The sequence below is a fragment of the Burkholderiaceae bacterium DAT-1 genome (genome assembly GCA_019084025.1).
Classification (GTDB): Bacteria; Pseudomonadota; Gammaproteobacteria; order Burkholderiales; family Chitinimonadaceae; genus DAT-1.
In genome coordinates this window covers 65,455-89,972 of record JAHRBI010000007.1, presented here as the reverse complement: position 1 = coordinate 89,972, position 24,518 = coordinate 65,455, and the positions used below count along the sequence as shown (strand labels likewise).

The following is a 24,518-nucleotide window of genomic DNA, read 5'->3' as shown; positions in this document are numbered from 1 at the left end:
TGCGTCATTACGTCAATTGCGTCAGGCGCTGCAGCATCTGGTCGACGGTTTGAATCGACTTGGAATTCATTTCATAGGCACGCTGCGCCTGAATCATGTTCACCAGCTCTTCGGTAATATTCACGTTGGACGCTTCAACATAGGACTGATTGATATTGCCCAGCCCTGTTTGTCCCGGCGTACCCACTTGCGGCGTACCAGATGCAGTTGTTTCCTGAAAGAGGTTATTACCGATGCTGGCAAGGCCTGCCGGGTTGATGAAATTAGCCAGCTGGATCTGCCCTACCTGGGTAGGATTGGTCTGACCGGGCAAGTTCACCGACACCGTGCCGTCGGTGCCAATCGTCACCTTTGTGACATTTGGCGGCAGCGAGATCGCCGGATTCAGCAGATAACCGGAAGCAGTCACCACCTGCCCCTGATTGTTCAACTGAAAATTGCCATCACGGGTATAGGTTGTGCTGCCATCAGGCATGGTGATCTGAAAGAAGCCCTGCCCATTGATCTGCATGTCCAGCGGTGCATTGGTTTGCTGCGGATTACCTTGCGTAAAAATCCGTTCGGCATTCACCGACATCACGCCCGTACCCAGCTGCAATCCCGTTGGCAGTTGGGTTTGCTGAGTGGTACTGCCGCCCGGCTGACGCATGGTCTGGTAGATCAGATCCTGAAAATTCGCCCGCGAAGCCTTGAAGCCCGTGGTATTGACGTTCGCCAAATTATTGGAGATGACGTCGATGTTCAGCTGCATCGCGTCCATCCCGGTTTTGGCCACCCATAAAGCTCGCATCATGATGATGACTCCCGTACCTTGGCGGCTTTTTGCACCGCCACCCGATTAATCGGTTTCATTCATACGCCGTCTGGTTCAGATCCGAGAGATGATTAGCTCAGCACCATGATCTGCGAGACCGCCTTGGCGTTCTGCGAAGCTTCTTGCAATAACTGTACCTGCATCTCGTATTGCCGCTGGGAGGCGATCATGGACACAAGCTGGTTGACCGGATTGACGTTACTCGCCTCCAGCGCGCCACTCATCATGGCCGCATTGGGGCTGGCTTCCACCGGTGAACCATCGCGGGTACGGAACAGGCCATCGGAACCCCGATCCAGTAGTCGTTCGTCTGGCTGAACCAGCTTCATACGGCCAACTGCGGTAGTTTGGGCGGGATTATTGGAGGGAGCTGCGGTGACGGTGCCGTCCGACCCGAATGTCACAACACTGTTAGGCGGAATAACAATGGGGCCACCATCGCCAATGACCGGGTAGCCATTTGTACCTATCAGCGTGCCATTGGTATCCAGCTGCAAGCTGCCATTGCGGGTATACGCTTCACCTGCCGGGGTTTGCAGCGTCAGAAAGCCTGCGGATGTCATGGAAACATCCAGATTCCGCCCGGTTGTCTGCAAGGCGCCCTGAGTGAAGTCAGAGCCCGTGGTCTGATCTACTACAAAGGTACGTGTCGGTACGCCCACGCCACCTTCGGTTGGTACGGCCCGGAATGCAGTCAATTGCGAGCGGAACCCGGGCGTATTCACATTGGCAAGATTATTGGCAATCGTTGCCTGCTCATACGCTGAATGCTTGGCGCCTGTCATCGCCACATAAATCAGCCTATCCATTTTTCATACTCCCCGGTGTGTTCCCGGTTAATCAATCAGTTCAGTCACACCGACAATTCATTAACGCAGATTGGTGATTGTCTGCAGCAATTGGTCTTCGGTCTTGATCGTTTCCGCATTGGCCTGATAACTGCGCTGCGCGGTAATCATGGCCACCAGTTCCTGCGTTACATCCACATTGGATGCTTCGATTGCGTTGGACTTGATGGTGCCCAGTGTCGCCGTACCGGCAATGCCCGGGCCGATTGCCGCATTAGAGGCATATGTTGCCGTCCAGAGGTTATTCCCGATTGAAGCCAGCCCTTGTTCATTGACAAAGGAATACAGCACAATCTGACCGACATTACGCGTCTGGCCATTGGAGTAATTGCCCTGAATCGTGCCATCACTCCCCACCGATACACCGGTAATGGTCCCCGCTGCAAACCCGTCCTGATTTTCATTCAACACCGCAAACTGGCTACCGTACTGAATGGTGCCACTCAGATTGACGTTAAATGACAAGGTTGAAGCGCCATCCGCCGGGCTGGGTGCCGTAAAATAAAAAGATGGATTTGTACTAGCATTATTCGTACCGGGAACAGGTACCGAATTGACCCCCACCTTGGTCATCTTCCCATCTGCGCCAAAGGTGATGAAACCTGGCTGGGTCACGGGTGGCTTGCCATTCAAACTGGTTTGTACTTCCCAGGTATTCGTGCCCACTTTGATGTAATACAGCGTGAGCAATTGCGCATTACCTTGCGAGTCGTACACCGTTTCCGGATTGCTCTTCGTGAAAGTCTTGGCATCTGTTAGCGTCACCGGCGGATTATTACGAACCAGCATCGTCGCAGTTTGCTGACCAGTTGCCATATTGCTCAAACCATTTACATCCAGATCCAGTGTGGTATCCACTGTTCCGCCATTAATGGTCGGCAATGCGACCAAGGACAATGGCGATTTATTACCGGCAAGAAATGCCGGAATGGTGGTTGGCCCCAATTCGACATTGCCGGTGGCAGGATCAATCACAGAGTAGTCACCACTCCAGGTACCCGGGCCCGATTGCGTCGGCGGGGTATAGGTGAGGTTGACAGTCAGATTGTGAACCTGACCATTGGGATCAAGAAACGAGCCATTGAAACTTTGATTGGTGGTAGATAAGGTATTGCCGTAAATCGAGACGGATGTATGCAATGCCGAATTATCATCACCACTGATTGAACCTGTATTTGCACTCCCCGATCCACCCGGGATAATTTGCTGGGCAGCCGGAAAGTTCAAATTAAAGTTGAACGTGGTATTGTCGTAGGCCTGCGAAATGGGTGCGATTTTGAATGAAATTTTTTGTGCCTCGGTCGCACTGGTCACCGATGTGGGCGATGTGGATGCAGGCGACGGTGGCGCATTAAATTTCAGACTATCGTTTGGTGTAGTAGGCAGATTCGGATCATCAATGGAGGTGAACACATCCCAGCCATTGGTATCTGTTGCATTTGGTTGCAGCCCGACATACAGGGTGTGGAAATTACCAAGCGGATCACTCACGCGCATTTGGTAAGCTGCGGCAGGCGGAGCGGGCGGCGGACTATTGCGATCCAGAACCAGGCTATTGATATAGACATTTTTTGTACCCTGGCTAATGACTGGCGCATCAGCGGGCAAATTCAGTGCCATATTCAACCCTGCATTGTTCTGGGTCGAAGCACCCGTAGCGCGAGCTGGAATCATGGTCTGATTGCTGGTGATCTGGATGGCTTTGGTTGCACCACTTAATACATTGCCATTGTCATCTACGCCGTAGCCTTGCAGGTACCCTCCACTATTGACAACGTAGCCATCACGATTGATCTGGAACTGGCCATTACGTGTGTACGCCATCTGCGCGGACGTTTGCGGATTGGAAGGATCGGCGCCTACCCCGGTCATCACCCCAAAAAAACCCTTTCCGGCAATCATCATGTCCAAAGGATTATTGGTAGCAGTACTCGATCCCTGATTAAAATGCTGTGCAACGGTAGCGGTATTGGCCCCCATCCCCACCTGAATTGAGCTGCCATTCAGATTACTGCTGAACATATCCGAAAAGATTGCTGCGGACGACTTGAAACCTACCGTATTTGAGTTAGCAACGTTATTGCCAATCACGTTTAGGAAAGCCGAAGAAATTGTCAATCCACTCAGTGCTGTCTGGAATGCCATGATGCTCTACTCCATGCGCTCGATTTTTACTGTGTCCGTTCCTGCCAGCTATTCTTATATGTACTTTGCTTAAATCACTTGCGTGATCTTGGTAAATGGAACCTGATTTCCATTTGCCAAATTAAGGGTGACGCCATTCGCACCAAATGAGATGCTTGCCACCTGATTAAATGTGTAGGTCGCACCCGTCTGGGTTGTACCGTCTTTACCAACCATACTGGTGGCAATGGAATACTTTCCTGCCGGCAGAAAATTTCCATCGCCGTCTTTGCCATCCCATTGCATTAACTGCTGATTACCCGGAGCGGGGGCATCAACACTGAATGCATCCACCGCTACGCCATTGCTGTCCTTAATGATGATATTCATCCGGGCTGTACCAACCGGAATATCTACCCCGAAGCTGGCTTGGCTCTTGCCATCACTGATCAGCTGACTTCCGCTATCCAGCACCGAGTGCCCAATCAGCGAAGTAGCCTGATATGAGTAACCAGCTGTCATATTTGCACTCAGTGCAGTCATCGTCGTATTCAATTGTTGAATACCGCTGACCGTACTGATTTGTGCCATTTGGCTGGTTGTTTCTGCGCTATTCATCGGGTTGAGCGGATCCTGATTCTGCAGCTGCGTCAGCAGCATTTTCAGGAACTGTCCCTGCAAGTTGCTGGCAGAGGTTGCATCCTCATTTGCCTTGGTCGCTTGACCCGCCTGGTTCAAATTCTGGTAAGGATTTGTGCCGGCGGTTGAGCTAGATGCAGTACTGGTAGCCATGGCGCTTTACTCCTTCAATCAAGCTTGTCCGAGCGATAGAGTTCGCTGGATCAATGTCTTGGCGGTATTCATCATGTCTGCATTGGTTTGATATGACCGTGATGCAGAAATCATATTGGTCATTTCTTCGACCGGATTGACATTGGGCATGGCCACATACCCTTTTTCATCTGCTAGCGGGTTATGGGGGTCGTATACCAATTTCGGGGGAGATTGATCTTCAGAAATGGCGGTCACTGCAACACCAACAGATTGCGGCTCACCTTTAACGATTGGGGTCGCAGTAAATACAACCTGTTTAGCTTTATATGGCTGACCATTCACACTGGTTGCACTATCTGCATTGGCCAAGTTACTGGCCACGACATTCAATCGCATGGATTGAGCTGTCATTCCTGTGCTCGCCACATCAAATACGCGGAATAGCGACATGATTTACCCCAGTTCACCGTGTTCATTATCCAGTCTGGCAATATTCGTCAGATCTTACTGATTCTGCAGAGCAGCCTTATACAGCGAGATTCGCTGTTGCATGAAGGTAATGTCTGCCTGATAACGCAGTGCGTTATCCGTAAAGTGTCCCATTTCGATATTCATATCGACCGTATTGCCATCAATCGAGGGCTGCACGTCATTGCGATATAGCAATGGCAATTCGCCTTCTCCATTTGAGCTGGTGCTATTCGCCGCAATATGACGGGTATCTGTTCTAGCCAGACTTAGGCTGTCCCCACTTGCCCGCTTGCTCGTCAATGCTTGCTTGTATGCAGAACCAAAGTCGAAATCGCGGGCTTTGTAGTTCGGTGTATCCGCATTGGCGATATTGCTGGCCAGCACTTCCTGACGAAGGCTGCGCAACTGCATCGACTTTTCGGTACCAGAAAAATACTTGTCGAGTTTGGAGAGCATGATCTGCGTTCGCCATGGAAATTGATTGACGCAAGCCTTCAAGCAGATTGCATGCCAATAGCGGAAATGCTTGGCAGATCTGGGTGTCTGTGTGGCGATACCCCTGAAGGTCGGCAGGATTTGCCGCGTATGACCTGCACAAGCAATCCGGGCGGCAAGGATGGGTGGGTGCCATCGGCGCGCGACAGCGCCTGACACAAAAATCAGCGAGCAGTCTGAAAATCGGGATTTATATTGAATGTATCCCTGTGCCGATGCGCAGGTCAGATGGCCACAAGTTGGCTTAAGAACGATTGAAGGAGAGGGGGCGCTCAATGAGCCAAAATATTCTCGTTGCCGCAAGTGTGGTGCTCGCGTTGGGCCTGGGTGGTTGTGGGGGTGGCGGTGGTGGGAGCGAGAGCAGCTCAGCCCCCGTGGTACAGATGAGCGTGTCAGGGCTATCCAAAGACAAGGTTTATGCGGGTGACGTCCTGATTGTGACTGGCACCAATCTGAACAGCGTGACCTCTGTCCGATTCAATGGCGTAGCGGCCACGTTTACCATTCAGAGCGCCCAGCAACTCACACTGACTGTGCCGGATAATGCCACCTCAGGTAACATCGAGATCAATGGCTCAAGCAGCATCACCATTAGCACGCGCGTAACCGTACTCGGCAATCCCGTCGTGACATCCGTGTCCTCCCCCATTGTGCGCGGCGGTAAAATACTGGGCATTGATGGCAGCAATCTATCAGGGGTCAAGGCGATCCTGATTGGGCTCGTCAGCATCCCAGTGAGCAGCGCCAGTGATACCCACGTAGACGTCAAGATGCCGGATACGGCGTTAAATGGCGTGTTGCAATTGTTGTACGGCGAACGACTGCAGATTCCAACGGCTCAGACGATCCAGATTGCCCCCTACCCTCGACTGGCGAGTACGCAATCGGAAGCGCTTGCGGTAAACGGGGTCGTCACACTCACCGGATCGTATCTCAATCAGGTTCAGCAAATCACACTGGGCTCAAGCACGCTCAGTATTCGCACCCGCTCCGACGCATCGTTGGAAGCTGGTTTGCCTGCGGGTTTCAAAAAGGGAACCTACAATGTTGTCCTAACTGACGACAAGAACGAGGCCACACAAGCAGGCAGCCTCAAGCTTTATCTGCCGATTACTGTCAGTACTCCGCTTCAGGCCAGTGGTAGCGATGGAACCTACCTGTCGGTCACCGGCACGGAAATGAATGACGTCACAGGCGTCACGATTGGTGGCACGGTTGCCACGATTACATCGCAAGATTCGACAACCCTGAGATTTGCGGTGCCCGCTAAGGGGAATGGCAAAATTCTTCTGACGGGTCCACTCGGGCAATCAGTAGAGGCGGGTACCTTCCAGAACACCGGACAAACACCTGTGGTTTCGATCAATAAGGTTGAGGTGGCACAGAATCATCTGCAAGCCATCGGTGCTGGCGGTCAGCGATTGGTTCCGGGTAAGCAGGCACTGATTCGAATCCATGTCCTCTCATCACAGATGGTGAAAGATGCTCCGGTCACAGTGACTGCCAGTAATGCAGGTAAACCGCTTGGTAACGTCACGGTTACCGGTCCGGCACAACTGCCGGCCTCAACCGGCAACAGTGACTACAGCACCACGTTTAACGGTATGATCCCTCCCAATTGGATCGCATCCGGTCTGACACTCACTATCCAGGTAGATCCTTCGCATACGGTCAGTACCGGCGACCAAAAAGTGATTTCGCCTGTCATTGGTTCGGCTACGCAAATGCATGTAGTTCAGGTTCCCCTCAGCCTGGTCGATGCCGTTGGGACTGAGGTTCTCCCCATGAAGCGTCCCGATGAAGCGCAGGTTCAGGATGCAATGGTACGCCGATTCCCCCTGAACCCGGTGAACGCAAAAGTCTCAACGCGCGATACGTACAAAATGAGCAATGTGTCCTTGATTAGCCAATTTGAGGACGGAGAAAACTGGTCGCAGGCACTCTCCGAAGTCAATAGTCTTCGGCGAACCGAAGATCCAACTGGAAAGAAAAATTACTACGGCTGGGTGCCCCGCCCCAGCAATATCAAGCCTGCCTGGGGTGGACTTGGCTACGTTCCCTCACCCGGACACTATGCCAGTACCGCGATTGGACTGGAGGCTAACGCGGATCTTGCTGGCGCAGTCAATACCTACATCCATGAGCTCGGGCACAATCTATCCCTTGAGCATGCCCCATGTGGCAGTGCCGGCAACCCTGATCCCAACTTCCCCTATGCAGGAGGCACGCTCGGGCCAATTCCCGTCACCAACACCGAAACCGGTGCCATTGCCACCGACATTGGTGATAACACCGACGTGATGGGATACTGCAAAGGCCGCTATTTTTCGGACTACCACATTAACCTGATTCAAAAATCGCTCGAAGCCGGTGCCTCGGGTGATACGGCCAGAACGATGAACGCAATGGAATCTGCAGATATCGCCCTGCTAGAGGTGAGTGGCGAGATCGCAGAATCAGGCATCCGGCTATTCCCTAGTATTGCATTCATAGGACGGCCGGACATACTGGTCAGCGGGAGCTATCAGCTCACACTTGAAACCGCAGATGGTCGCACGCTGGTTTACCCGCTCCGAACCATGTCGATTGCGGACGACCCGCACAATCGCGCGTCATTTAGCATTCGCATTCCGCATCCAGGAGACATCGCACGCATCGCCGTTTCCCAGTCAAGCGCCTCGCGCATTCAGTCGAAAAATGCGCTGGCGCCGGGGCGGATGCTGAGCCTGACAGCCATTAGGCAAGCTGCAGCGCCCAGTATTCAATGGAATAAGAGCGGTAATCGCTTACACATCACATGGGATCATGGCAATTGGCCGTATGCAAGCGTAGTTTCACTGGGCACAGAGGGGCGAAAGGTGATGACATTACGCGCGAGCGGCGGAAAGCTTGATGTCCCGTACACTGCAGGTGGTCGACTTGAGATTGGCTTGAGTGACGGATTAAATACTCGAATCGTCCAGATCCAGCCCTGACACTGTGCGAACAAACGCAAGGCAGGTCATCCTGCATACATGAAAAGGCCGCCTGAATAGGCGGCCTTTGACCAGATTGGCCGAGATACTTTACTGCAACTCGGACTCAAGATTCGATAACAATTCTTCTGTCATCTTTTCATTCAGCGTATTGCCATCCTTGCCAGTCACCTTCACCAAGGTATCGCTGCCATAGGCTGAAACGGCCACCTGATACTCTGTACCCTTAGGTGTTTTGTTATTGTCGATCTTGTCAGCCTTGTCATCACGCCAGAATGCCAGCTTTTCCCAAAAGCCTTTTTCATTCTTATTGGCGAGATCGTCTGGCTTACCCTTGCGGATGTAGTACACACCCAGACGGCGATCACGATCGGCAACCGCATAACCTGCACGCTCAACAGCCAGCCCAACGCGGCGCCACGAACGATCAAAGCTTTCATACAGTTGCAGACCACGCACACCATCAATCTTCACAGCCTGGACGCGCTTCTTGGCGCCGTCCTTACCGGCTGTCTGTGCGGGCGCAGGCGCAGCAACTGGTTTGCTTGCATCGCTTGCCACAGCGCTGGCATTTTCCTCTGTTGCGCCAATACGAACGAGCAATTGCTTCAGCATAAAGGCTGAATACTCAGGATCGTTGGGTACGGCCATCCAGCGAACATTCGAGTTTTCAAGACTACCCAGTTCAGCCTCCTTCATTGCCGAATGGCTGATAAAGACCTCGGTACGCTTGTCATCTGCGCTTCGCTCAACGCGTACACGATACTGATCTACAAAATCAGTTGAGTAGGCATTCCCGAACACACGCGTAATGGCACTGCGGAACATGCCATCGGGCACGGCTGACTTACGATGGGCGAAGTTAGTTTCCAGCAAACCGGCAACCGGGTTATCGACAGTCAGCTCAAAGCCCTTATCCAGCATGAATTGCCGTACCTGCCCCCATACCTGCTCGACAGACGCGTCTACCACCAGCCAGCGCTGCGCACCATCGGACTGCAGGCTCACCTTGGTAAATTTGGCAGAAACGGTACCGGCTTCCATGGCTTTCTTGCCTTCTGCCGATAACTGTTTGGATGTCACACCGGGGATATCAAACGCTGTGCGAGACTCTGGCGCAGTCAATTCGGGCGGAATGTCTAGCCGCTTTTGATTCAGCGATTCACGTGACTGACGATACGAATTTTTGTCAGCATCGCTTTCGCTCTTGGTAACAAAGGGGATATGCGCACAACCGGCCGCAAACATGGCCAGGCTCATCACAGCGATCGGACGCGACAATTTGCGTTGATTCGAATTCATGGAGATTGTGTTTTCCTGCCCTGAGGGTCGGGAGCTTGTTGGTTAAACGGAGAGACCGGCCTCGCGCATGGCGGCAGCAACAATCGGTTGCGCGCTCACAGACAGCGGGGTCAGAGGTAAACGAATGCCTTCGCCAATCAGGCCAAGTTGTTGAACAGCCCACTTAACCGGAATCGGATTGGCTTCAACAAATAGATGCTTGTGCAGTCCTTGCAAGCGGTCATTGCATTCACGTGCAGCAGCAATATTGCCAGCCAGTGCATGGCGGCACATATCGGCCATCAGGGCAGGCGCAACATTGGTGGTAACAGAGATCACACCGTGGCCGCCAAGCAGCATAAACGCCAATGCAGTTGCATCATCACCAGAATACAGTGCGAATTGCTTTGGCGCACGCTTGAACAGGTCAGCTGCCCGCGCAATATCAGCGGTTGCATCTTTGAGCCCGACGATGCCCGGCACCTCGGTCAGGCGCAGCACCGTCTCATTGCTCATATCCGCAACGGTTCGACCCGGTACGTTGTACAGGATGACCGGCAGATCCACTGCTTCGGCAATCGCCTTATAGTGACGATAGATGCCTTCCTGCGTGGGTTTGTTGTAATACGGCACCACCGAAAGTGACATTGCGGCACCCGCACGCTTCGCTTCGGCAGCGAGTTCGATTGATTCCTTGGTCGAATTGGCGCCCGTGCCAGCAATGACAGGTACGCGGCCACCTGCAAACTCAACCGTTTTAGCAATGATGTCGAGATGCTCATGCACGTCGACGGTAGCCGATTCGCCAGTGGTGCCAACCGCAATCAACCCCGCCGTGCCAGCATCAATATGAAAATCAACGAGTTTTTTCAGGCTGGCAAAATCCAGACTGCCATCCTCGAACATGGGGGTTACCAGTGCAACCAGACTGCCTGTCAACATGGGGCGATTCCGAGCAACAATTGAATATCGAAAGCACGGATTCTAACCGAATCCAGCCACGCCATAACTATGACCGTGCAAGTTTGGAAAAATTCCATCATGATCACTTGCAAATCACAAAAATCTCAGTGCAGCACGCGCGGGACAGATAACACAAAGGGATCGATCATCACCTGAAACTCGACACCGTCAGCTGCTATGAACTGGTAACTCCCCTCCATCGTTCCTACCTGCGAGGTCAGTGCTGCGCCGCTGACATACTCGAACTCCTCGCCGGGCTGGATATTGGGTTGCTCTCCCACCACGCCCATCCCCCGGACTTCCTGTACCTGACTCTCGCCATCCCGTATCACCCAGTGCCTGCTCAATAGCTGGCCTGCTACCGTACCGGTATTGCGGATCTTGATCTGATAGGCGAAAACGAACCGTTGCGCCTCAGTATCAGACTGTTCGGCCAAGTAGTGGGTTGTTACCGAGACGCTCATCTCGTATTTTGTGGATTCAGCCATGGGCTCACTGCACCGTCAAACGAACGCAGATTACACGCCAAATTAGTGCGGAGGACAAGTCCTGTCTCGATTCGCGCTACAATCATACTTTTGATCCGCCCAAAATCCGCCATGAGCTCGCCGACTTTCCGCATTGCCCCCTCCATTCTGTCTGCAAACTTCGCCAAACTGGGCCAGGAGGTTCAGGATGTGATTGCTGCGGGTGCAGATATTGTGCATTTTGATGTCATGGACAATCACTATGTTCCCAATCTCACCATCGGCCCGATGGTTTGCGAAGCCATTCGCCCCTGCACCGAAGCACTGATTGATGTACACCTGATGGTCAAGCCAGTCGACCGTATCATTCCCGACTTTGCCAAGGCAGGCGCCAATATCATCACCTTCCATCCGGAAGCCAGCGAGCACGTAGATCGCTCCCTTTCGCTGATCCGCGAACAGGGTTGCAAGGCTGGCCTGGTATTCAATCCAGCCACCTCACTGAGCTATCTCGACTATGTCATGGACAAGGTGGACATGATTCTGCTGATGTCTGTTAATCCGGGCTTTGGCGGACAGAAGTTCATCCCGGCGACACTCGATAAGTTGCACGAAGCACGCAAGCGCATTGATGCCTACACCGAGCGCACCGGACGCGAGATCTGGCTTGAAATTGATGGCGGCGTCAAAGTGGATAATATTGCCGAAATTGCCCGAGCAGGCGCAGACACCTTTGTTGCCGGTTCGGCGATTTACAACACACCGGACTACAAAGCCACGATCGACGCCATGCGCGCAGAGCTGGCCAAGGTCTGAGCAAATTAAAGGGAGAGATCATGCGGGGATACGTCATCACGGGCGCTGCGCGCGGACTTGGGCTCGCGCTTGCGCAAGCCGTGATTGCGCAGGGTGGTCACCTGATTGCATTGGCACGCAACGAGAGTGCCGAGCTCAGGGCGCTGGCCGAACAAGGCCGCGGCTATAGATTCGTTGCCTGTGACTTGTCCGATATGCACGCTCTCCCTGATCTTGCCGATGAAGTATTTGGCTCGCTCGCCAGTATCGCCTGGGAATCGCTGACACTCATCAACAATGCGGGTGTGATTGATCCCATTGGACCGAGTGGCACGCTGGACGATGCGGCGATCGTGAGGCTGGTCCAGATCAATGTCACTGCACCCATGCTGCTGACCAATGCGTTTATTCGTCATCTTGGCCCGCATCGCTTCGATCGGCGCATCATGAATATCAGCTCCGGTGCCGGACGGCGTCCATCCGAGGGATGGAGCACGTACTGCGCAAGTAAAGCGGCGCTTGATATGTTTACCCTGACGGCTGCACAGGAACAAGCCAGCCATGATGGAATTGGCATGGTCTCCATTGCCCCCGGCATCATTGACACCGGTATGCAGTCGCAGATCCGTCAGTCGACGACCGATCAATTCCCTAATCTGGAATACTTCATCAACATGAAGGAAACGGGCCAGCTCACGTCCCCGGAAGTATGCGCTGAAAAACTGATTGCCTATCTGCATGACGCACGCTTCGGGCAAGATGCCATTGCCGACATCCGGGCTCCATTTCCGGGCGGTTCTGCATGACAACGTCCATCACACTCGTCGCACTCGATCTGGATGGCACGCTGGTGGATAGCATTGGCGATCTGGCCGCAGCGGCCAATGCAATGCGGGAAGATCTCGGATGTGTTCCGCTGCCTCAAGCCGTACTCGAAAGCTACGTGGGAGGCGGCATGGCCAGACTGGTACACCGCGCTCTGACCGATAGCCGACACGGAGAAGTCGATCCCGATACTCACGATAAGGGTATGGCTGCGTTCGATCTGCACTATACGCGACTACTCACCGCGACCACCCGTCCCTACCCGGGTGTTGAGTCGGGGTTGGCGCTACTCCAGTCTCAAGGCATTCAACTGGCCTGCATCACCAATAAGCCGTATCGCTTTAGCGTGCCCATACTCGAACAAACCGGGCTTGCATCGTATTTTTCCTTAGTACTGGGAGGGGATAGCCTCCCCGAGAAAAAGCCAAGCGCCCTGCCCTTATTGCATGCTTGCGCCCATTTTGGCCTGCCTGCCAGTCAGCTGCTGATGGTTGGAGATTCCCACTATGATCTGGATGCGGCACGCGCAGCGAATGCGCGATGTGCGCTTTTCGACTACGGATACGAAGACATCGGCCCGCTCTCACCAGATTTAAAGGCGACAAGTCTTGTCGAGATCGCCGAATTCGTTAAGAATGCGAACTCCACTTTGTTAAACAGCCAATAAATTCCTGAACATGCGTCACATTTCACTTCAGATTCGCTCGGCCTGGCGATGGCGTTGATCGCTCGCCCCCGTCTTTATTTAACCGATTGAACCTGGAGCAGTGATCATGACCGAACTCGAATTCGACGCACTGGCGCGTCAAGGCTATAACCGTATTCCCGTTGTACAAGAAGGTCTCGCAGACCTCTACACACCGCTTTCTGCCTACTTGCGCCTTGCAGATGCGCCCTATACTTACCTGCTGGAATCCGTTGTCGGCGGTGAGCGTTTTGGCCGCTATTCCTTCATTGGTCTGCCCGCCAAAACAGTACTGACGGTGCGCGGAAAAACGGTAGAAGTACATACTGATGGGGTCTTGGTGGAATCACACGAAGGCGATCCTCTCGGGTTTATTGGTCAGTTTCAGTCGCGCTACCATGTCCCGCCGCACGAAGGCCTCCCCAGATTTACGGGCGGTTTGGTTGGTTACTTTGGCTATGAAACCATCAAACTGATCGAATCTCGCCTCGATCGCGGTGATAAAGCCGACGTCATTGGTGCGCCTGACATTCAGTTGCTGTTATCCGAAGAAATTGCCATTTTCGATAATTTGAGCGGCAAACTCTATCTAGTGGTTTATGCCGATCCAGCGCAACCCAATGCCTTTGCCAAAGCCAATTCACGCTTGCATGAATTGCGCATGCAGCTTCGCGAACCCGCTAGACTGCCGCGCTGTGAGCCGACGCCACACACCACGCCAAAATCCGAATTTGGCGAAACCGCTTTCAAGCAAGCTGTTGAACGGGCCAAGCAATACATCCTTGAAGGCGACATCATGCAGGTGGTGCTCAGCCAGCGCATGCAGATGAAATTCGAGCAGTCACCTATTACGCTGTATCGCTCGCTGCGCACGCTCAATCCATCGCCTTACATGTTCTATTACAACCTCGGCGATACGCATATCGTGGGTGCATCGCCCGAGATTCTGGTTCGCCAAGAACGAGGCACAGTCACGGTGCGACCCATTGCAGGTACTCGTCCGCGTGGTAAAAATCGAGTGGAAGACCTCGCGCTCGAAGCAGAACTACTGTCAGACCCCAAAGAAGTAGCCGAGCATGTCATGCTAATGGATCTTGGTCGCAACGATGTAGGCCGTATTGCCGAGACAGGCAGCGTACGCGTGACCGACGACCGCGTGATTGAGCGCTACTCGCACGTCATGCACATCGTATCGAGTGTAGAAGGCAAGCTAAAAGGTAACTTTGACAATCTGGATGTCCTCAAAGCCACCTTTCCTGCCGGAACGGTTTCTGGCGCACCCAAGGTTCGGGCGATGGAAATCATCGACGAACTCGAGCCTACCAAACGCGGCATTTACGCAGGTGCAGTTGGCTACCTCGGATTTAATGGCGATATGGACCTCGCCATTGCCATTCGCACAGCGGTTATCAAAAACAAGGTGCTGTATGTACAAGCCGGTGCGGGTATCGTGGCTGATTCTGTCCCGCAATCCGAATGGCAAGAAACCATGAATAAGGCGCGCGCCGTGGTGCGTGCGGCGGAGCTGGCCCAGCGCGGGCTGGATAGCTGATTTCCGTTTACGCTATCAGGTAAACTGCACAAAAACGGGGCGCTTATTCAGCCCCGTTTTGCTTCTGTGCTGACCTTGTGGCCCATTTGATCCTGATCAACCCCCTCCCATTTAGCCCTTTCCGTCGGCGTGCCCGGTGATAGCATCCGCTTACTGTCAAACAGCCTGTCTGTCGATTTGTAATTTTTATACCGGCCCATGTCCAAGCCAGCCTCCTTCGTCCCAAGAACGGACACCGATCAGCCTGCCATGCAGCAACCCGCTGCTGCGGTCACTACGCTGCTTGCATGCTCCGAGCACGCATGGCCGGGACGGCGTGCGGCCGTTGTGTTTGTATCCGGTTGTCCCTGGCGATGCGTTTACTGCTGTCATCCGCAACTACAACAGCGAACCGTTGCTTACCAGCGAAGCGAGGTGCTCGACTGGCTCAAAGTGCAACGCCAGCACCTCGATTCGGTTGTGTTTTCGGGTGGTGAAGCATTGGGTGACCCGCGTTTTCCTGAAATGCTATTCGCCGCAAGGAAGCTGGGATTTCAAACGGGCTTGCACACTGCGGGAATATTTCCGGGGCAAATGGCGCCGCTGCTTGCGCATCTTGACTGGGTTGCGCTGGATATCAAAACGACCGTTGCACATCACGACTCATTGACCGGCAAATCCAACTCACATTGGCCAACCGGCTTTGCGCTGGAACTCCTGATCAATAGTCACCCCAATTTCGAGTGCCGTACAACATGGCATCCAGACTGGCTCAGTGAGCTGGAACTCTTGGAACTCGCTCGCGAATTATCCGTACGTGGCGTTAAGCGCTATGCACTGCAACAAGCCTATCTACCAGAGCAAATGCCCATTGCGCCTCACCCCGGCGTATTGATCTCGCTTTCATCGATTTTCGAACACTTCGAATATCGCGAGGCATTGCCCAACCTGGTGTAAGCTTCGCACTTGCGCTTTCACGCCGCACTCTGCGTACTTACTCTGGGATACACATGCTTTCACTGATCGCCGCCCTTGCCAGCAATCGCACCGTTGGCATCGAAAACCGACTCCCCTGGCATTTGCCGGAAGACCTGAAGTATTTCAAGGCCACCACGAGCGGCCATCCGATCATCATGGGGCGCAAAACGTGGGACTCCATCGGCAGACCCCTTCCGAATCGCCACAATATCGTGATTACGCGGAACCCTGAGTGGCGCGCCGAAGGGGCTGATGTTGTCCATACACTGGACGAAGCCATTGCCAAGGCTGGCAGTGGCGAAATTTTTGTAATCGGTGGCGCCACTTTATACGGTGAGGCGCTCGCCTTCGCAGACCGCCTGTACCTGACCGAGATTGACGCCGAGATTGAAGGAGATGCCTGGTTTCCAGTCTGGCCGAAAGACCAGTTTCGCGAAACCAGTCGTCAAACTCATCAAAACGAATCGTTTACCTATCATTTTGTGGTTTACGAACGTATCAAATAGGCCGCGTACACCGTTCATTCCTTTCGGCATACTTTCTGCTTAGTCTACATTGATAGGACGGCTACAGGCCGTCCCGCTGCTGACAAGGTAAAAAGGAACGACAGGATGGACAGCGCGAACACTTCTGCACTTCAGACCACATCCGACCCCGAAATTGATTTCGGCTTGATGGCCTTGCAGGCGCCTTTACCACTGTTACTGGTCGAGGCAGAGCATGGGGCCATCATCTCTATGAACAGGCTGGCTCGCGAAACGCTCGGGCTAGATCCTGACTCACCGCATTTGCGCGACATTTTCGACAATCCGAGTATGTCCCGGCAATTTCTGCTCATCGCACGTGGCAATGGCTTCGTCCGGCAATTTGAAGCGCGCCTGCTATTGGCCGGCGGTCAGCGCGTCTGGGTGATTCTGGCGGCCCGACTGGTAGAAACGGGGAACGGCCATCACCTCGTGGTATCGATTGTCGATATCCATGAGCGACGCCTCAATGAAGATGCGCTGCTTGAAAGTGATCTGCGCCATCGTCGTGTACTGGAAGCAGCGAACGAAGGGTATGCACTCTTCGATGCCCAGACCGCCGAGTTGCTGGAGGTTAACCAGGCGCTTTGCGATCTGCTTAACTATCCCGAAGAGCAATTGCTCCGACTTGCGCCGGAAGATATTCTCAGTCCGGAATCGATTGCCAAGATCAAAGAGGAAAGCCTTCGCTGGGGCCCTGCACCGCATCATCGTTTCGAGCTTGAATTATTGCCATTCAGCCGCCCCCCCATTACGGTGGAAATCAGTCTGAGTGCGGTCAGTGATCAAGATGGCCGGGTGACCAGCCTGTTTGCGCTCGTTGCCGATATTACCGAACGCAAGCGCAATGAAGAACGGGTTCTGTACCTGGCCTTTTATGACACGCTAACGGCCCTTCCTAATCGATTTCTGTTCGCCGAACAACTTGATCAGGCATTGCGCTTACGCTCTCGCACGGATACGAGTCTGGCACTCCTTTTTATTGATCTAGATGATTTTAAATGTGTGAACGACAGTATGGGTCACGACGCAGGTGATGACTTACTGCGCATCGTCGCACGCCGTCTGGTCGATTGCGTGCGCAGTTCGGATACGGTCAGTCGTCAGGGCGGCGACGAATTCATGGTGCTGCTAACCCACCTGCAGCACCCGGATGACGCAACCCAGATCGCAAACAAGATGCTTGCTGTACTGGATGCGCCGATCACGCTTGGCGAAAACAAAGTGCGTATCACAGCCAGCATCGGCATTGCACTGTGCCCCGGCGCCGGTGAAGATGCCACCACCTTGCGCCGCCATGCAGATATGGCAATGTATAAAGCGAAACAGCGTGGCAAACACAGCTTTGCCCTGTACGATGCCAATGATCAGGCATTGATTAGCGCACCCAACGAATGATTACCACCACATCGCTTCACTTAATCGATACGCATTGTCATCTGGATGCCGGTGAATTCGATGTGGATCGCGATGCGGCATTACAGCGAGCCCGAGATCGGGGCGTCAATACCATTGTCGTTCCTTCTGTGCATCAGGCAAGCTTTGCCAGCACGCTTGCCATGCGCGAGCGATACGGCTGTCCGATTGCACTGGGCTTGCATCCCGTCTACGAAAGATCACATCGCCCGGCACATCTCTCCGAACTGGCCGCACTGATTGAGGCGCAACGCCCGCATGCGGTTGGCGAAATAGGCTTGGATTTATTCGCTACCGGCTTAAACGCTCAGTCTCAGCTCGAGTGGTTAACTGCTCAATTGAAGCTGGCTAGCACGTTTGACCTGCCCGTGCTATTGCATGTGCGCAAGGCACAGGATCAGGTGCTGGCGCAATTGCGCCGGTTTGGGATTCGCAGGGGGATTGCGCATGCGTTTAACGGTAGTCCGCAGCAGGCGGATGCGTATATCAAGCAGGGTCTGTTGCTCGGATTTGGCGGAAATCTAACCTATCCACGTGCGCAGAACATCCGGCGGCTGGCGGCAGCCTTGCCGCTCGAATCAATTGTTCTGGAAACAGATGCGCCTGATATGCCCCCCGAATGGGCGCGTCAGCAACGCAACGAACCAGCGTACCTTGAGCGTATCGCGCTGCAGCTTGCAGAGCTGCGGGGTGAATCAATCGAGACAATCGCCCAAGTGACAACGTCAAACGCTGCTAATTTGCTGGGATTGCGCCCTGCCCGCACACCGGACACTGTGAATCACGCTTAAAGCGTAACGTCCGCCATTCGTGCTGGCGCAAATCCAAGGTCACCAGTTTCCCAATAGGCGTGCCAGGCATACCAATCAAAATTTTGACAGCTTCTGCCGCCTGCATACTACCGATAATGCCCACCAACGGTGCCAGTACGCCAAACGTTGCGCACGGGCCATCTCCTGCTTCGCCCTCTTCGGGAAACAGGCAGCGATAGCAAGGGCTATCAGCCAGGCGTGCGTCAAACACCGAAAACTGCCCATCGAATCGTACGGCAGCGCCGGATACAAGTGGCGTTTGAGTAGCGACACATGCACGGTTGACTGCGTGGCGCGTCGAAAAATTATCCGAGCAATCCAGAACCACATCGGCCAAAGCAATGCGGTTGAGTAAGGCCTCCCCATTGAGTCGTTCAGCGATCGTTTCAACAATGACGGCATCATTGATCGAATGCAGACGATCGCGCGCCGAGTCCACTTTTAGGCGTCCCAGATCTGCAGTGGCATGAATAATTTGCCGCTGAAGATTGGATAGCTCCACCGTGTCATCATCAGCAATCGTTAAACGACCTACACCCGATGCCGCCAGATATAGCGCAGCAGGCGAGCCTAGCCCCCCTGCGCCCACAATCAGGACATGTGCATCCAACAGGGCACGCTGACCCTCGATTCCGATTTCATCCAGGAGGATGTGACGGCCATAACGCAGCAAATCGGCGTCAGACAAATCACGAGACATAATGACAACCCGCCAGATTCTTGCAAACGGGCATAGTAAGCGAAGCGGCCAAGGAAGTCAGCCATTCAAAAGGACTAGTTCAGCAGTCCTTTGCGGCACCCCATGGCAATCATGGCTGCAACCTGCTGGATAAACAGCACATCCGTATCCGTCCAGATCTTCGGAGAGCCTGCCATTTCGCAGGTCAGAATCCCTAATTCGGCATCCTGATCGCCGATGGCCATATCTACACGGGAATAGATATTAAGCGGTTCCTGAAAGTTTTCATTGAAACACATGCAAGCTGGGTGATTTCTTGCATCGGGCGCTACAATCCGGCGATCTCCCAGCATGGCCTGGAAGTATTCCGGATATTCGTCTTCGCGCAGCACCGCGCCATCTACCCATGCATTGTCCGCGGTATCGAACAAGGTCTGGCAGACAATTTCATCGCGCAGCTCGCCGCTATACCACCAGATTGAAGCTCTGGAGGATCCGCTTTCCTGCACAAGTGCTCTTACCAGCATCTGACAAAATTTGGGCTTGTCGAGTTTGCCATCGGCAAGCAACTTGTACAGATTCATTACAAGATTGGCGTCATGCATGATCCGGCCCGGAAAATCGCGTTGTCATGATGTCGGTAGTACAAATGCACTACCCCATGAAAACAAAAATGCCCTGCACTCTTTATAGAACGCAGGGCATTGTGTGCAAGTCTGGACGATCAAAGGTGTCTTAACTGTCCATATACACTTTTATTTCACTTTGCAGCCGCATTTCGTGTGATGACCTGCTGCACCTTCAATACATTCAAGCCTTGCTGCAGCTGGGTATCACGCTTCAGGTTAACGATGCTTGGCTTGGCACGCTCCGGTGAGGTGTCAGCCTCATCATCCGGGGTTTCTTCCGCAGCGGGTTTGCGCTTTTCAACCTTGGGCTGCTCGACAGCCTTGTCTGCCGCAGCCTTTTTAGGGGCACCACGCTCCGAACCACCCTGCGGATTATTCAAATGCCCCTCCAGATCCGCTTCGCGTTCGCGGTAGGTATCTGGATCGATCCCGTTAATCATCGGTTCCGGCGCATCGATATCCGGCGTAATACCCTTGGCCTGAATCGAACGTCCCGTTGGCGTAAAGTAACGAGCAGTGGTCAGCTTGACTGCCGCTTCCTTACCGACTGGCATAATCGTTTGCACCGAGCCCTTACCGAAGCTCTGGGTGCCGACAATGATCGCGCGCTTGTAATCCTGAAGTGCGCCCGCAACGATTTCCGAGGCAGATGCAGAACCGCCATTGATCAGGACAACCAGCGGTACGTTTTTGATATCGCCACTAGCCTGCTTAAACGGATCATCCTTACTACCCCAGTACAGCTTGTCATTGGAGAAGAATTTAGCCTTGGAATCAGCCGTGCGGCCATCCATATATACGACCAGCTTGTTTTCTGGGAGGAAAATGGAGGACACGCCCACAGCGGTGGTGAGTACGCCGCCCGGATCGGAACGCAGATCAAGCACCAGACCCTTGAGAGCCTCCTTGTTTTCCTTGTACAGGCCATTAATGGCCACGGCAAGATCTTGCGCCGAATGTTCCTGGAACTGACTCAGGCGCACGTAGCCATATCCCGGCTCGAGCAATTGCGAACGCACGGTACGAATCTTGATGATGTCGCGCATTAAGGTCAGCACCAGCGGCTTGCTTTCGCCCTTGCGCAATATCGTCAGCACAACCTTGGTTTTTGGCTTGCCGCGCATACGCTTCACTGCATCGGTAAGCGATAGGCCGCGCACCAGCGTGTCATCGATCTTGTAGATCAGATCTCCCGACTTGACGCCAGCCTTGAAAGCGGGCGTGTCGTCATACGGGGCAACGACCTTTACCAATCCGTCTTCGGCTGCAATCTCGATACCCAGGCCGCCAAATTCGCCACTGGTTTGGACTTGCAAGTCGTGGAAGGCTTCGCCATGCATGTAATCAGAATGCGGGTCGAGACCAGTAATCATGCCTTTAATGGCTTCGTCGATGAGCTTTTTGTCATCGACGGGTTCTACGTAGTCCCGTTTGACGCGTCCGTATACCTCGGCAAAGGTTCTTAGCTCATTGATTGGCAGAACGCCATCCACGCTTTCCTTTTCGGCAAGCGCATGCACGCCCGTCATCAAGAGTGCGCCAAAGCTCACTCCTACCAATACCCAGCTCGCACGTTGAAATTTGGGCTGCATGAGATTCCTTTTATGTTCTTGATGTCATCCGTCAGCGTACCCAGGTCATCGGATCAACCACCTGACCTCTGTGCCGCAGTTCGAAGTATATGCCCGTTTCAGCGTTCCCGCCGCTATTGCCAGCCGTGGCGATGTCCTCGCCCGCACTGACCTTTTCGCCTTTTCGCTTCAAAATGGATTCTGCTGCGCCATAGACAGTGATGTAATCACCTCCGTGTTCGACCAGAATGACGTTACCAAAGTTGCGTATCCAGCCCACTTCCGCGACCTGTCCCGCAGCAATGGCTTTGACAGGGTTGCCCGCATCTGATCGGATGAATACACCCTTCCAGTTGAGGCCATCCGCCTTGGCTTGCCCGAAGCGCCCAAGGATTTCCCCTTTGAGCGGTAAGCGCAGACGCCCTTTAAGCGACGCAAAGTCACCCTGAATCGAGGCATCCGGGAGGCGATCATTGACCACGGGTGTAACGCCATTCTTCTTGGGCAGATGGGTGGCGGCCTGCCGCGCATCTCGCGCTTGCTTTTCACGCGCCTCGCGCTCCTTGGTCTCGCGCATAATGCGTTCAACCAGTTGCGTCATGCTTTTCTCATCGGCTTGCAACTTACCAATTTGCTTACGCTGTTGCGAAATCTCGCCTGACAAGCGACTCAGAACCTGTTGCTTTTCTGCTTGTCCTGCTTCAAGTACTGCTTTCTGCTTTCGCTTTTCGGCCGCGAGTCGCGCAAGCGCCTCACTTTTTTGCTTGATTGCTTCCGCAAGCTCATTCAACTTCGATAACTGAGCGCTTAATTCATTCACCAGCTTTTGTTGAGCCTGTGCGATATACCGGTAATATTCGAGCTGACGCGCGATATGTGCAGGTGCGCGCCCCTCAAGCACCAGACGCATCGCCTCATGCCGGCCATTCTGATATCGGGTTTTCAGAATGCGCTTGATTCGCTGCGCACTTGCATCCAGATTTCGTCGAATCCGCAAGATATCCGCATTGATCCGCGAAAGCTCGGCCTGCGATATCTGCTGTTCCTTATCGAGCTGCGACATGGCGTGACTTGCGTCACTAATCGCCACTTCGGACTCACGCAGCGCATCACTAGCATCAGCCTTATTGGCCTCATTGGCCATGAGCTCGCGCTTGACCTCGTCTATTTTCTGACGGATCGCATCGACATCCTGCCTGGCAGGCGGCTCTTTTGCAGCACAGACTGCCGGGCCGCACACGCCAATCATGATCAGAATCAGAGCGCGACGCACGTTCAGATGAACCTGATCAGTGAGCTGCCATCCATATCTGCTGGCTGATCCAGCCCCATCATGGCCAGCAGTGTGGGTGCCAAATCGCGCAACGCCCCCTTGCCAAGCGCTTCAATGTGAGCCGGGCGGCCAATATAGAGTACTGGCACAAGGTCAGTAGTGTGCTGGGTATGAGGCTGACCCGACGTCGGATCCCACATCATTTCTGCATTTCCGTGATCGGCGCTGATGAGCACTTCGCCCCCGGCTGCGCGCATGGCCTCGACACAGCGTCCAACGCATGCATCCAGAGCCTCGATCGCCTGCTTGGCGGCGTCGAAACTGCCTGTATGCCCCACCATGTCGCCATTGGCGAAATTGCAGATAATTGCATCGTATTTACGCGACTGAATGGCTTCAATAATCTTGTCGGCCACCTCTGGTGCGCTCATTTCTGGCTGCAGATCATAGGTTGCGACTTTCGGCGATGCGACCAGAATCCGATCTTCGCCAGCAAACGGCTGTTCTTCGCCGCCTGAGAAAAAGTAGGTGACATGCGGATATTTTTCAGTCTCGGCAATACGCAGTTGCTTCAAACCCTTACTTGCTATGTATTCGCCAAAGCTGTTCTGCACCTTGGCTTTTTCATAGGCAACCGGATAAGGATAGGCATCTGCATAGCGAGTCAGTGTCACGTACATGCCGGGCTTTACTCGCTTGGCGCGCACAAAACCATCAAAGGCATCGTCGTTGATCGCCATGCTGATCTCACGTGCGCGGTCGGCACGGAAGTTCATGAAGATGACGGCATCACCATCGCAGATGCCTGACGTAGCCTCACCAACGCGGGTGGCCTGAACAAATTCGTCATTTTCACCACGTTCGTAGGCATCTTTCAAGGCATCGAGCGCTGTAACGGTTACAAACGCACCTTCTCCCTGCACCACGAGCTTGTATGCAGACTCCACGCGATCCCAGCGCTTGTCACGATCCATTACGAAAAAGCGGCCGACAACAGAAACAATACGCGCACCCGGGCAAGCGTCACATACAGACTGCAGACGACTCAGGTACAGCTCGGCACTTCGCGGTGGGGTATCACGACCATCCAGGAATGCATGCACATGAATCTGCTTGACGCCCGACGCATGCGCTGCACGTATCAAGGCATGAATATGATTTTCATGGCTATGTACGCCACCATCAGACATCAACCCCATCACATGGAGCACTTTTCCCTGATCGCGAGCTAACTCAATCGCCGCCGCCAGCACCTGGTTTTTGGCCATCGAGCCATCCGCCACATCACAATCAATCCGGCTGATATCTTGCTGAACAATTCGTCCAGCCCCGATATTCAAGTGTCCCACTTCCGAGTTACCAAACTGTCCTTTGGGCAAACCGACAAACTGCTCGGATGCATTGATCGCTGTATATGGATGGTTTGCGACAAGTCTGTCCCAATTAGGCTTTCTAGCGTGAAGAATGGCGTTGTCGTCACCCTCGAGGCGATGACCAAATCCGTCAAGGATCAGAAATAGGACAGGTGTAACCGTAGACATAGTGCTCACTTGAAACGAGTCAGTCGATAATTTGCTGCAGGTATTGC

At 53.6% G+C, this 24,518-nt stretch carries 23 protein-coding genes; 9 read left to right on the top strand and 14 right to left on the bottom strand.

Annotation, left to right across the window (positions count from 1 at the left end; all coding sequences use genetic code 11):
* Window positions 1–7: 7 nt before the first annotated feature.
* From flgG to flgB, 6 genes are all read right to left on the bottom strand, one after another.
* Window positions 8–793 carry a flagellar basal-body rod protein FlgG gene (gene flgG / locus KSF73_15430; GenBank protein MBV1777111.1) on the bottom strand — a complete coding sequence of 262 codons (786 nt, stop codon included), beginning with the start codon at window positions 791–793 and terminating at the stop codon, window positions 8–10.
* Window positions 794–885: 92 nt separating this feature from the next.
* Window positions 886–1,623, bottom strand: a complete 738-nt coding sequence (gene flgF / locus KSF73_15425; GenBank protein ID MBV1777110.1) for a flagellar basal-body rod protein FlgF — start codon at window positions 1,621–1,623, stop codon at window positions 886–888.
* A 60-nt stretch (window positions 1,624–1,683) separates the two neighbouring features.
* Window positions 1,684–3,807 carry a flagellar hook-basal body complex protein gene (locus tag KSF73_15420; protein MBV1777109.1) on the bottom strand — a complete coding sequence of 708 codons (2,124 nt, stop codon included), beginning with the start codon at window positions 3,805–3,807 and terminating at the stop codon, window positions 1,684–1,686.
* A 69-nt stretch (window positions 3,808–3,876) separates the two neighbouring features.
* Window positions 3,877–4,578 (bottom strand): flagellar biosynthesis protein FlgD, encoded by a 702-nt coding sequence (locus KSF73_15415; protein MBV1777108.1) that lies wholly within the window; start codon window positions 4,576–4,578, stop codon window positions 3,877–3,879.
* Between the two features lie 18 nt (window positions 4,579–4,596).
* Entirely contained in the window at window positions 4,597–5,010 is a 414-nt protein-coding gene (gene flgC / locus KSF73_15410; GenBank protein MBV1777107.1) for a flagellar basal body rod protein FlgC, read from the bottom strand.
* A gap of 54 nt (window positions 5,011–5,064) precedes the next feature.
* Entirely contained in the window at window positions 5,065–5,487 is a 423-nt protein-coding gene (gene flgB / locus KSF73_15405) for a flagellar basal body rod protein FlgB (protein ID MBV1777106.1), read from the bottom strand.
* Window positions 5,488–5,801: 314 nt separating this feature from the next.
* Between flgB and KSF73_15400 the strand changes: the two genes are divergently transcribed.
* Window positions 5,802–8,501, top strand: coding sequence for a hypothetical protein (locus tag KSF73_15400; protein MBV1777105.1), 2,700 nt, complete (start codon window positions 5,802–5,804; stop codon window positions 8,499–8,501).
* Window positions 8,502–8,591: 90 nt separating this feature from the next.
* On the opposite strand, the gene bamC is transcribed toward KSF73_15400, so the two are convergent.
* The 3 genes from bamC to apaG form a co-directional block, all read right to left on the bottom strand.
* Window positions 8,592–9,803 carry an outer membrane protein assembly factor BamC gene (bamC, locus tag KSF73_15395; GenBank protein MBV1777104.1) on the bottom strand — a complete coding sequence of 404 codons (1,212 nt, stop codon included), beginning with the start codon at window positions 9,801–9,803 and terminating at the stop codon, window positions 8,592–8,594.
* 42 nt (window positions 9,804–9,845) lie between these two features.
* The gene (gene dapA, locus KSF73_15390) at window positions 9,846–10,724 is read right to left on the bottom strand and encodes a 4-hydroxy-tetrahydrodipicolinate synthase (protein MBV1777103.1); all 879 of its coding nucleotides are present in this window, start codon (window positions 10,722–10,724) and stop codon (window positions 9,846–9,848) included.
* Between the two features lie 125 nt (window positions 10,725–10,849).
* A complete protein-coding gene (gene apaG / locus KSF73_15385; GenBank protein MBV1777102.1) occupies window positions 10,850–11,233 on the bottom strand; it encodes a Co2+/Mg2+ efflux protein ApaG in 384 nt (127 codons plus the stop codon).
* A gap of 111 nt (window positions 11,234–11,344) precedes the next feature.
* Between apaG and rpe the strand changes: the two genes are divergently transcribed.
* From rpe to KSF73_15345, 8 genes are all read left to right on the top strand, one after another.
* Window positions 11,345–12,028, top strand: a complete 684-nt coding sequence (gene rpe, locus KSF73_15380) for a ribulose-phosphate 3-epimerase (GenBank protein ID MBV1777101.1) — start codon at window positions 11,345–11,347, stop codon at window positions 12,026–12,028.
* Window positions 12,029–12,048: 20 nt separating this feature from the next.
* The gene (locus KSF73_15375; protein ID MBV1777100.1) at window positions 12,049–12,813 is read left to right on the top strand and encodes an SDR family NAD(P)-dependent oxidoreductase; all 765 of its coding nucleotides are present in this window, start codon (window positions 12,049–12,051) and stop codon (window positions 12,811–12,813) included.
* Window positions 12,810–13,499: a phosphoglycolate phosphatase gene (locus KSF73_15370; protein MBV1777099.1), complete on the top strand. Its 690-nt coding sequence runs from the start codon at window positions 12,810–12,812 to the stop codon at window positions 13,497–13,499. The genes KSF73_15375 and KSF73_15370 overlap by 4 nt, the downstream gene beginning before the upstream one ends.
* 106 nt (window positions 13,500–13,605) lie before the next feature.
* On the top strand, window positions 13,606–15,069 hold the full coding sequence (gene trpE, locus KSF73_15365) for an anthranilate synthase component I (protein ID MBV1777098.1): 1,464 nt from the start codon (window positions 13,606–13,608) through the stop codon (window positions 15,067–15,069).
* Between the two features lie 198 nt (window positions 15,070–15,267).
* On the top strand, window positions 15,268–16,005 hold the full coding sequence (locus KSF73_15360; GenBank protein MBV1777097.1) for an anaerobic ribonucleoside-triphosphate reductase activating protein: 738 nt from the start codon (window positions 15,268–15,270) through the stop codon (window positions 16,003–16,005).
* 47 nt (window positions 16,006–16,052) lie between these two features.
* The gene (locus KSF73_15355; protein MBV1777096.1) at window positions 16,053–16,532 is read left to right on the top strand and encodes a dihydrofolate reductase; all 480 of its coding nucleotides are present in this window, start codon (window positions 16,053–16,055) and stop codon (window positions 16,530–16,532) included.
* 105 nt (window positions 16,533–16,637) lie between these two features.
* Window positions 16,638–17,948, top strand: a complete 1,311-nt coding sequence (locus KSF73_15350; GenBank protein MBV1777095.1) for a sensor domain-containing diguanylate cyclase — start codon at window positions 16,638–16,640, stop codon at window positions 17,946–17,948.
* Window positions 17,945–18,757 carry a TatD family hydrolase gene (locus KSF73_15345; protein MBV1777094.1) on the top strand — a complete coding sequence of 271 codons (813 nt, stop codon included), beginning with the start codon at window positions 17,945–17,947 and terminating at the stop codon, window positions 18,755–18,757. The genes KSF73_15350 and KSF73_15345 overlap by 4 nt, the downstream gene beginning before the upstream one ends.
* Here KSF73_15345 and KSF73_15340 read toward each other — a convergent pair.
* The 5 genes from KSF73_15340 to gpmI form a co-directional block, all read right to left on the bottom strand.
* Window positions 18,702–19,466 (bottom strand): HesA/MoeB/ThiF family protein, encoded by a 765-nt coding sequence (locus KSF73_15340; protein ID MBV1777093.1) that lies wholly within the window; start codon window positions 19,464–19,466, stop codon window positions 18,702–18,704. The two genes, KSF73_15345 and KSF73_15340, sit on opposite strands and share 56 nt — an antisense overlap.
* Window positions 19,467–19,552: 86 nt before the next feature.
* Window positions 19,553–20,062 carry a GAF domain-containing protein gene (locus KSF73_15335; GenBank protein ID MBV1777092.1) on the bottom strand — a complete coding sequence of 170 codons (510 nt, stop codon included), beginning with the start codon at window positions 20,060–20,062 and terminating at the stop codon, window positions 19,553–19,555.
* A gap of 155 nt (window positions 20,063–20,217) precedes the next feature.
* Complete coding sequence (locus KSF73_15330) at window positions 20,218–21,678, bottom strand: S41 family peptidase (GenBank protein MBV1777091.1); 1,461 nt, start codon at window positions 21,676–21,678, stop codon at window positions 20,218–20,220.
* Between the two features lie 31 nt (window positions 21,679–21,709).
* Window positions 21,710–22,930, bottom strand: coding sequence for a peptidoglycan DD-metalloendopeptidase family protein (locus KSF73_15325; GenBank protein ID MBV1777090.1), 1,221 nt, complete (start codon window positions 22,928–22,930; stop codon window positions 21,710–21,712).
* Between the two features lie 2 nt (window positions 22,931–22,932).
* Complete coding sequence (gene gpmI / locus KSF73_15320; GenBank protein MBV1777089.1) at window positions 22,933–24,471, bottom strand: 2,3-bisphosphoglycerate-independent phosphoglycerate mutase; 1,539 nt, start codon at window positions 24,469–24,471, stop codon at window positions 22,933–22,935.
* Window positions 24,472–24,518 lie beyond the last annotated feature (47 nt).

Excerpts from the sequence above, each read along its gene's own strand:
- flgC (MBV1777107.1), bottom strand. The coding sequence starts at position 5,010 with ATGTCGCTATTCCGCGTATTTGATGTGGCGAGCACAGGAATGACAGCT.
- bamC (MBV1777104.1), bottom strand. The coding sequence starts at position 9,803 with ATGAATTCGAATCAACGCAAATTGTCGCGTCCGATCGCTGTGATGAGC.
- KSF73_15350 (MBV1777095.1), top strand. The coding sequence starts at position 16,638 with ATGGACAGCGCGAACACTTCTGCACTTCAGACCACATCCGACCCCGAA.
- flgB (MBV1777106.1), bottom strand. The coding sequence starts at position 5,487 with ATGCTCTCCAAACTCGACAAGTATTTTTCTGGTACCGAAAAGTCGATG.
- KSF73_15415 (MBV1777108.1), bottom strand. The coding sequence starts at position 4,578 with ATGGCTACCAGTACTGCATCTAGCTCAACCGCCGGCACAAATCCTTAC.
- KSF73_15360 (MBV1777097.1), top strand. The coding sequence starts at position 15,268 with ATGTCCAAGCCAGCCTCCTTCGTCCCAAGAACGGACACCGATCAGCCT.
- KSF73_15345 (MBV1777094.1), top strand. The coding sequence starts at position 17,945 with ATGATTACCACCACATCGCTTCACTTAATCGATACGCATTGTCATCTG.
- flgG (MBV1777111.1), bottom strand. The coding sequence starts at position 793 with ATGATGCGAGCTTTATGGGTGGCCAAAACCGGGATGGACGCGATGCAG.
- KSF73_15330 (MBV1777091.1), bottom strand. The coding sequence starts at position 21,678 with ATGCAGCCCAAATTTCAACGTGCGAGCTGGGTATTGGTAGGAGTGAGC.
- KSF73_15375 (MBV1777100.1), top strand. The coding sequence starts at position 12,049 with ATGCGGGGATACGTCATCACGGGCGCTGCGCGCGGACTTGGGCTCGCG.
- gpmI (MBV1777089.1), bottom strand. The coding sequence starts at position 24,471 with ATGTCTACGGTTACACCTGTCCTATTTCTGATCCTTGACGGATTTGGT.
- flgF (MBV1777110.1), bottom strand. The coding sequence starts at position 1,623 with ATGGATAGGCTGATTTATGTGGCGATGACAGGCGCCAAGCATTCAGCG.
- apaG (MBV1777102.1), bottom strand. The coding sequence starts at position 11,233 with ATGGCTGAATCCACAAAATACGAGATGAGCGTCTCGGTAACAACCCAC.
- KSF73_15335 (MBV1777092.1), bottom strand. The coding sequence starts at position 20,062 with ATGCATGACGCCAATCTTGTAATGAATCTGTACAAGTTGCTTGCCGAT.
- KSF73_15400 (MBV1777105.1), top strand. The coding sequence starts at position 5,802 with ATGAGCCAAAATATTCTCGTTGCCGCAAGTGTGGTGCTCGCGTTGGGC.
- trpE (MBV1777098.1), top strand. The coding sequence starts at position 13,606 with ATGACCGAACTCGAATTCGACGCACTGGCGCGTCAAGGCTATAACCGT.
- KSF73_15420 (MBV1777109.1), bottom strand. The coding sequence starts at position 3,807 with ATGGCATTCCAGACAGCACTGAGTGGATTGACAATTTCTTCGGCTTTC.
- KSF73_15370 (MBV1777099.1), top strand. The coding sequence starts at position 12,810 with ATGACAACGTCCATCACACTCGTCGCACTCGATCTGGATGGCACGCTG.
- rpe (MBV1777101.1), top strand. The coding sequence starts at position 11,345 with ATGAGCTCGCCGACTTTCCGCATTGCCCCCTCCATTCTGTCTGCAAAC.
- dapA (MBV1777103.1), bottom strand. The coding sequence starts at position 10,724 with ATGTTGACAGGCAGTCTGGTTGCACTGGTAACCCCCATGTTCGAGGAT.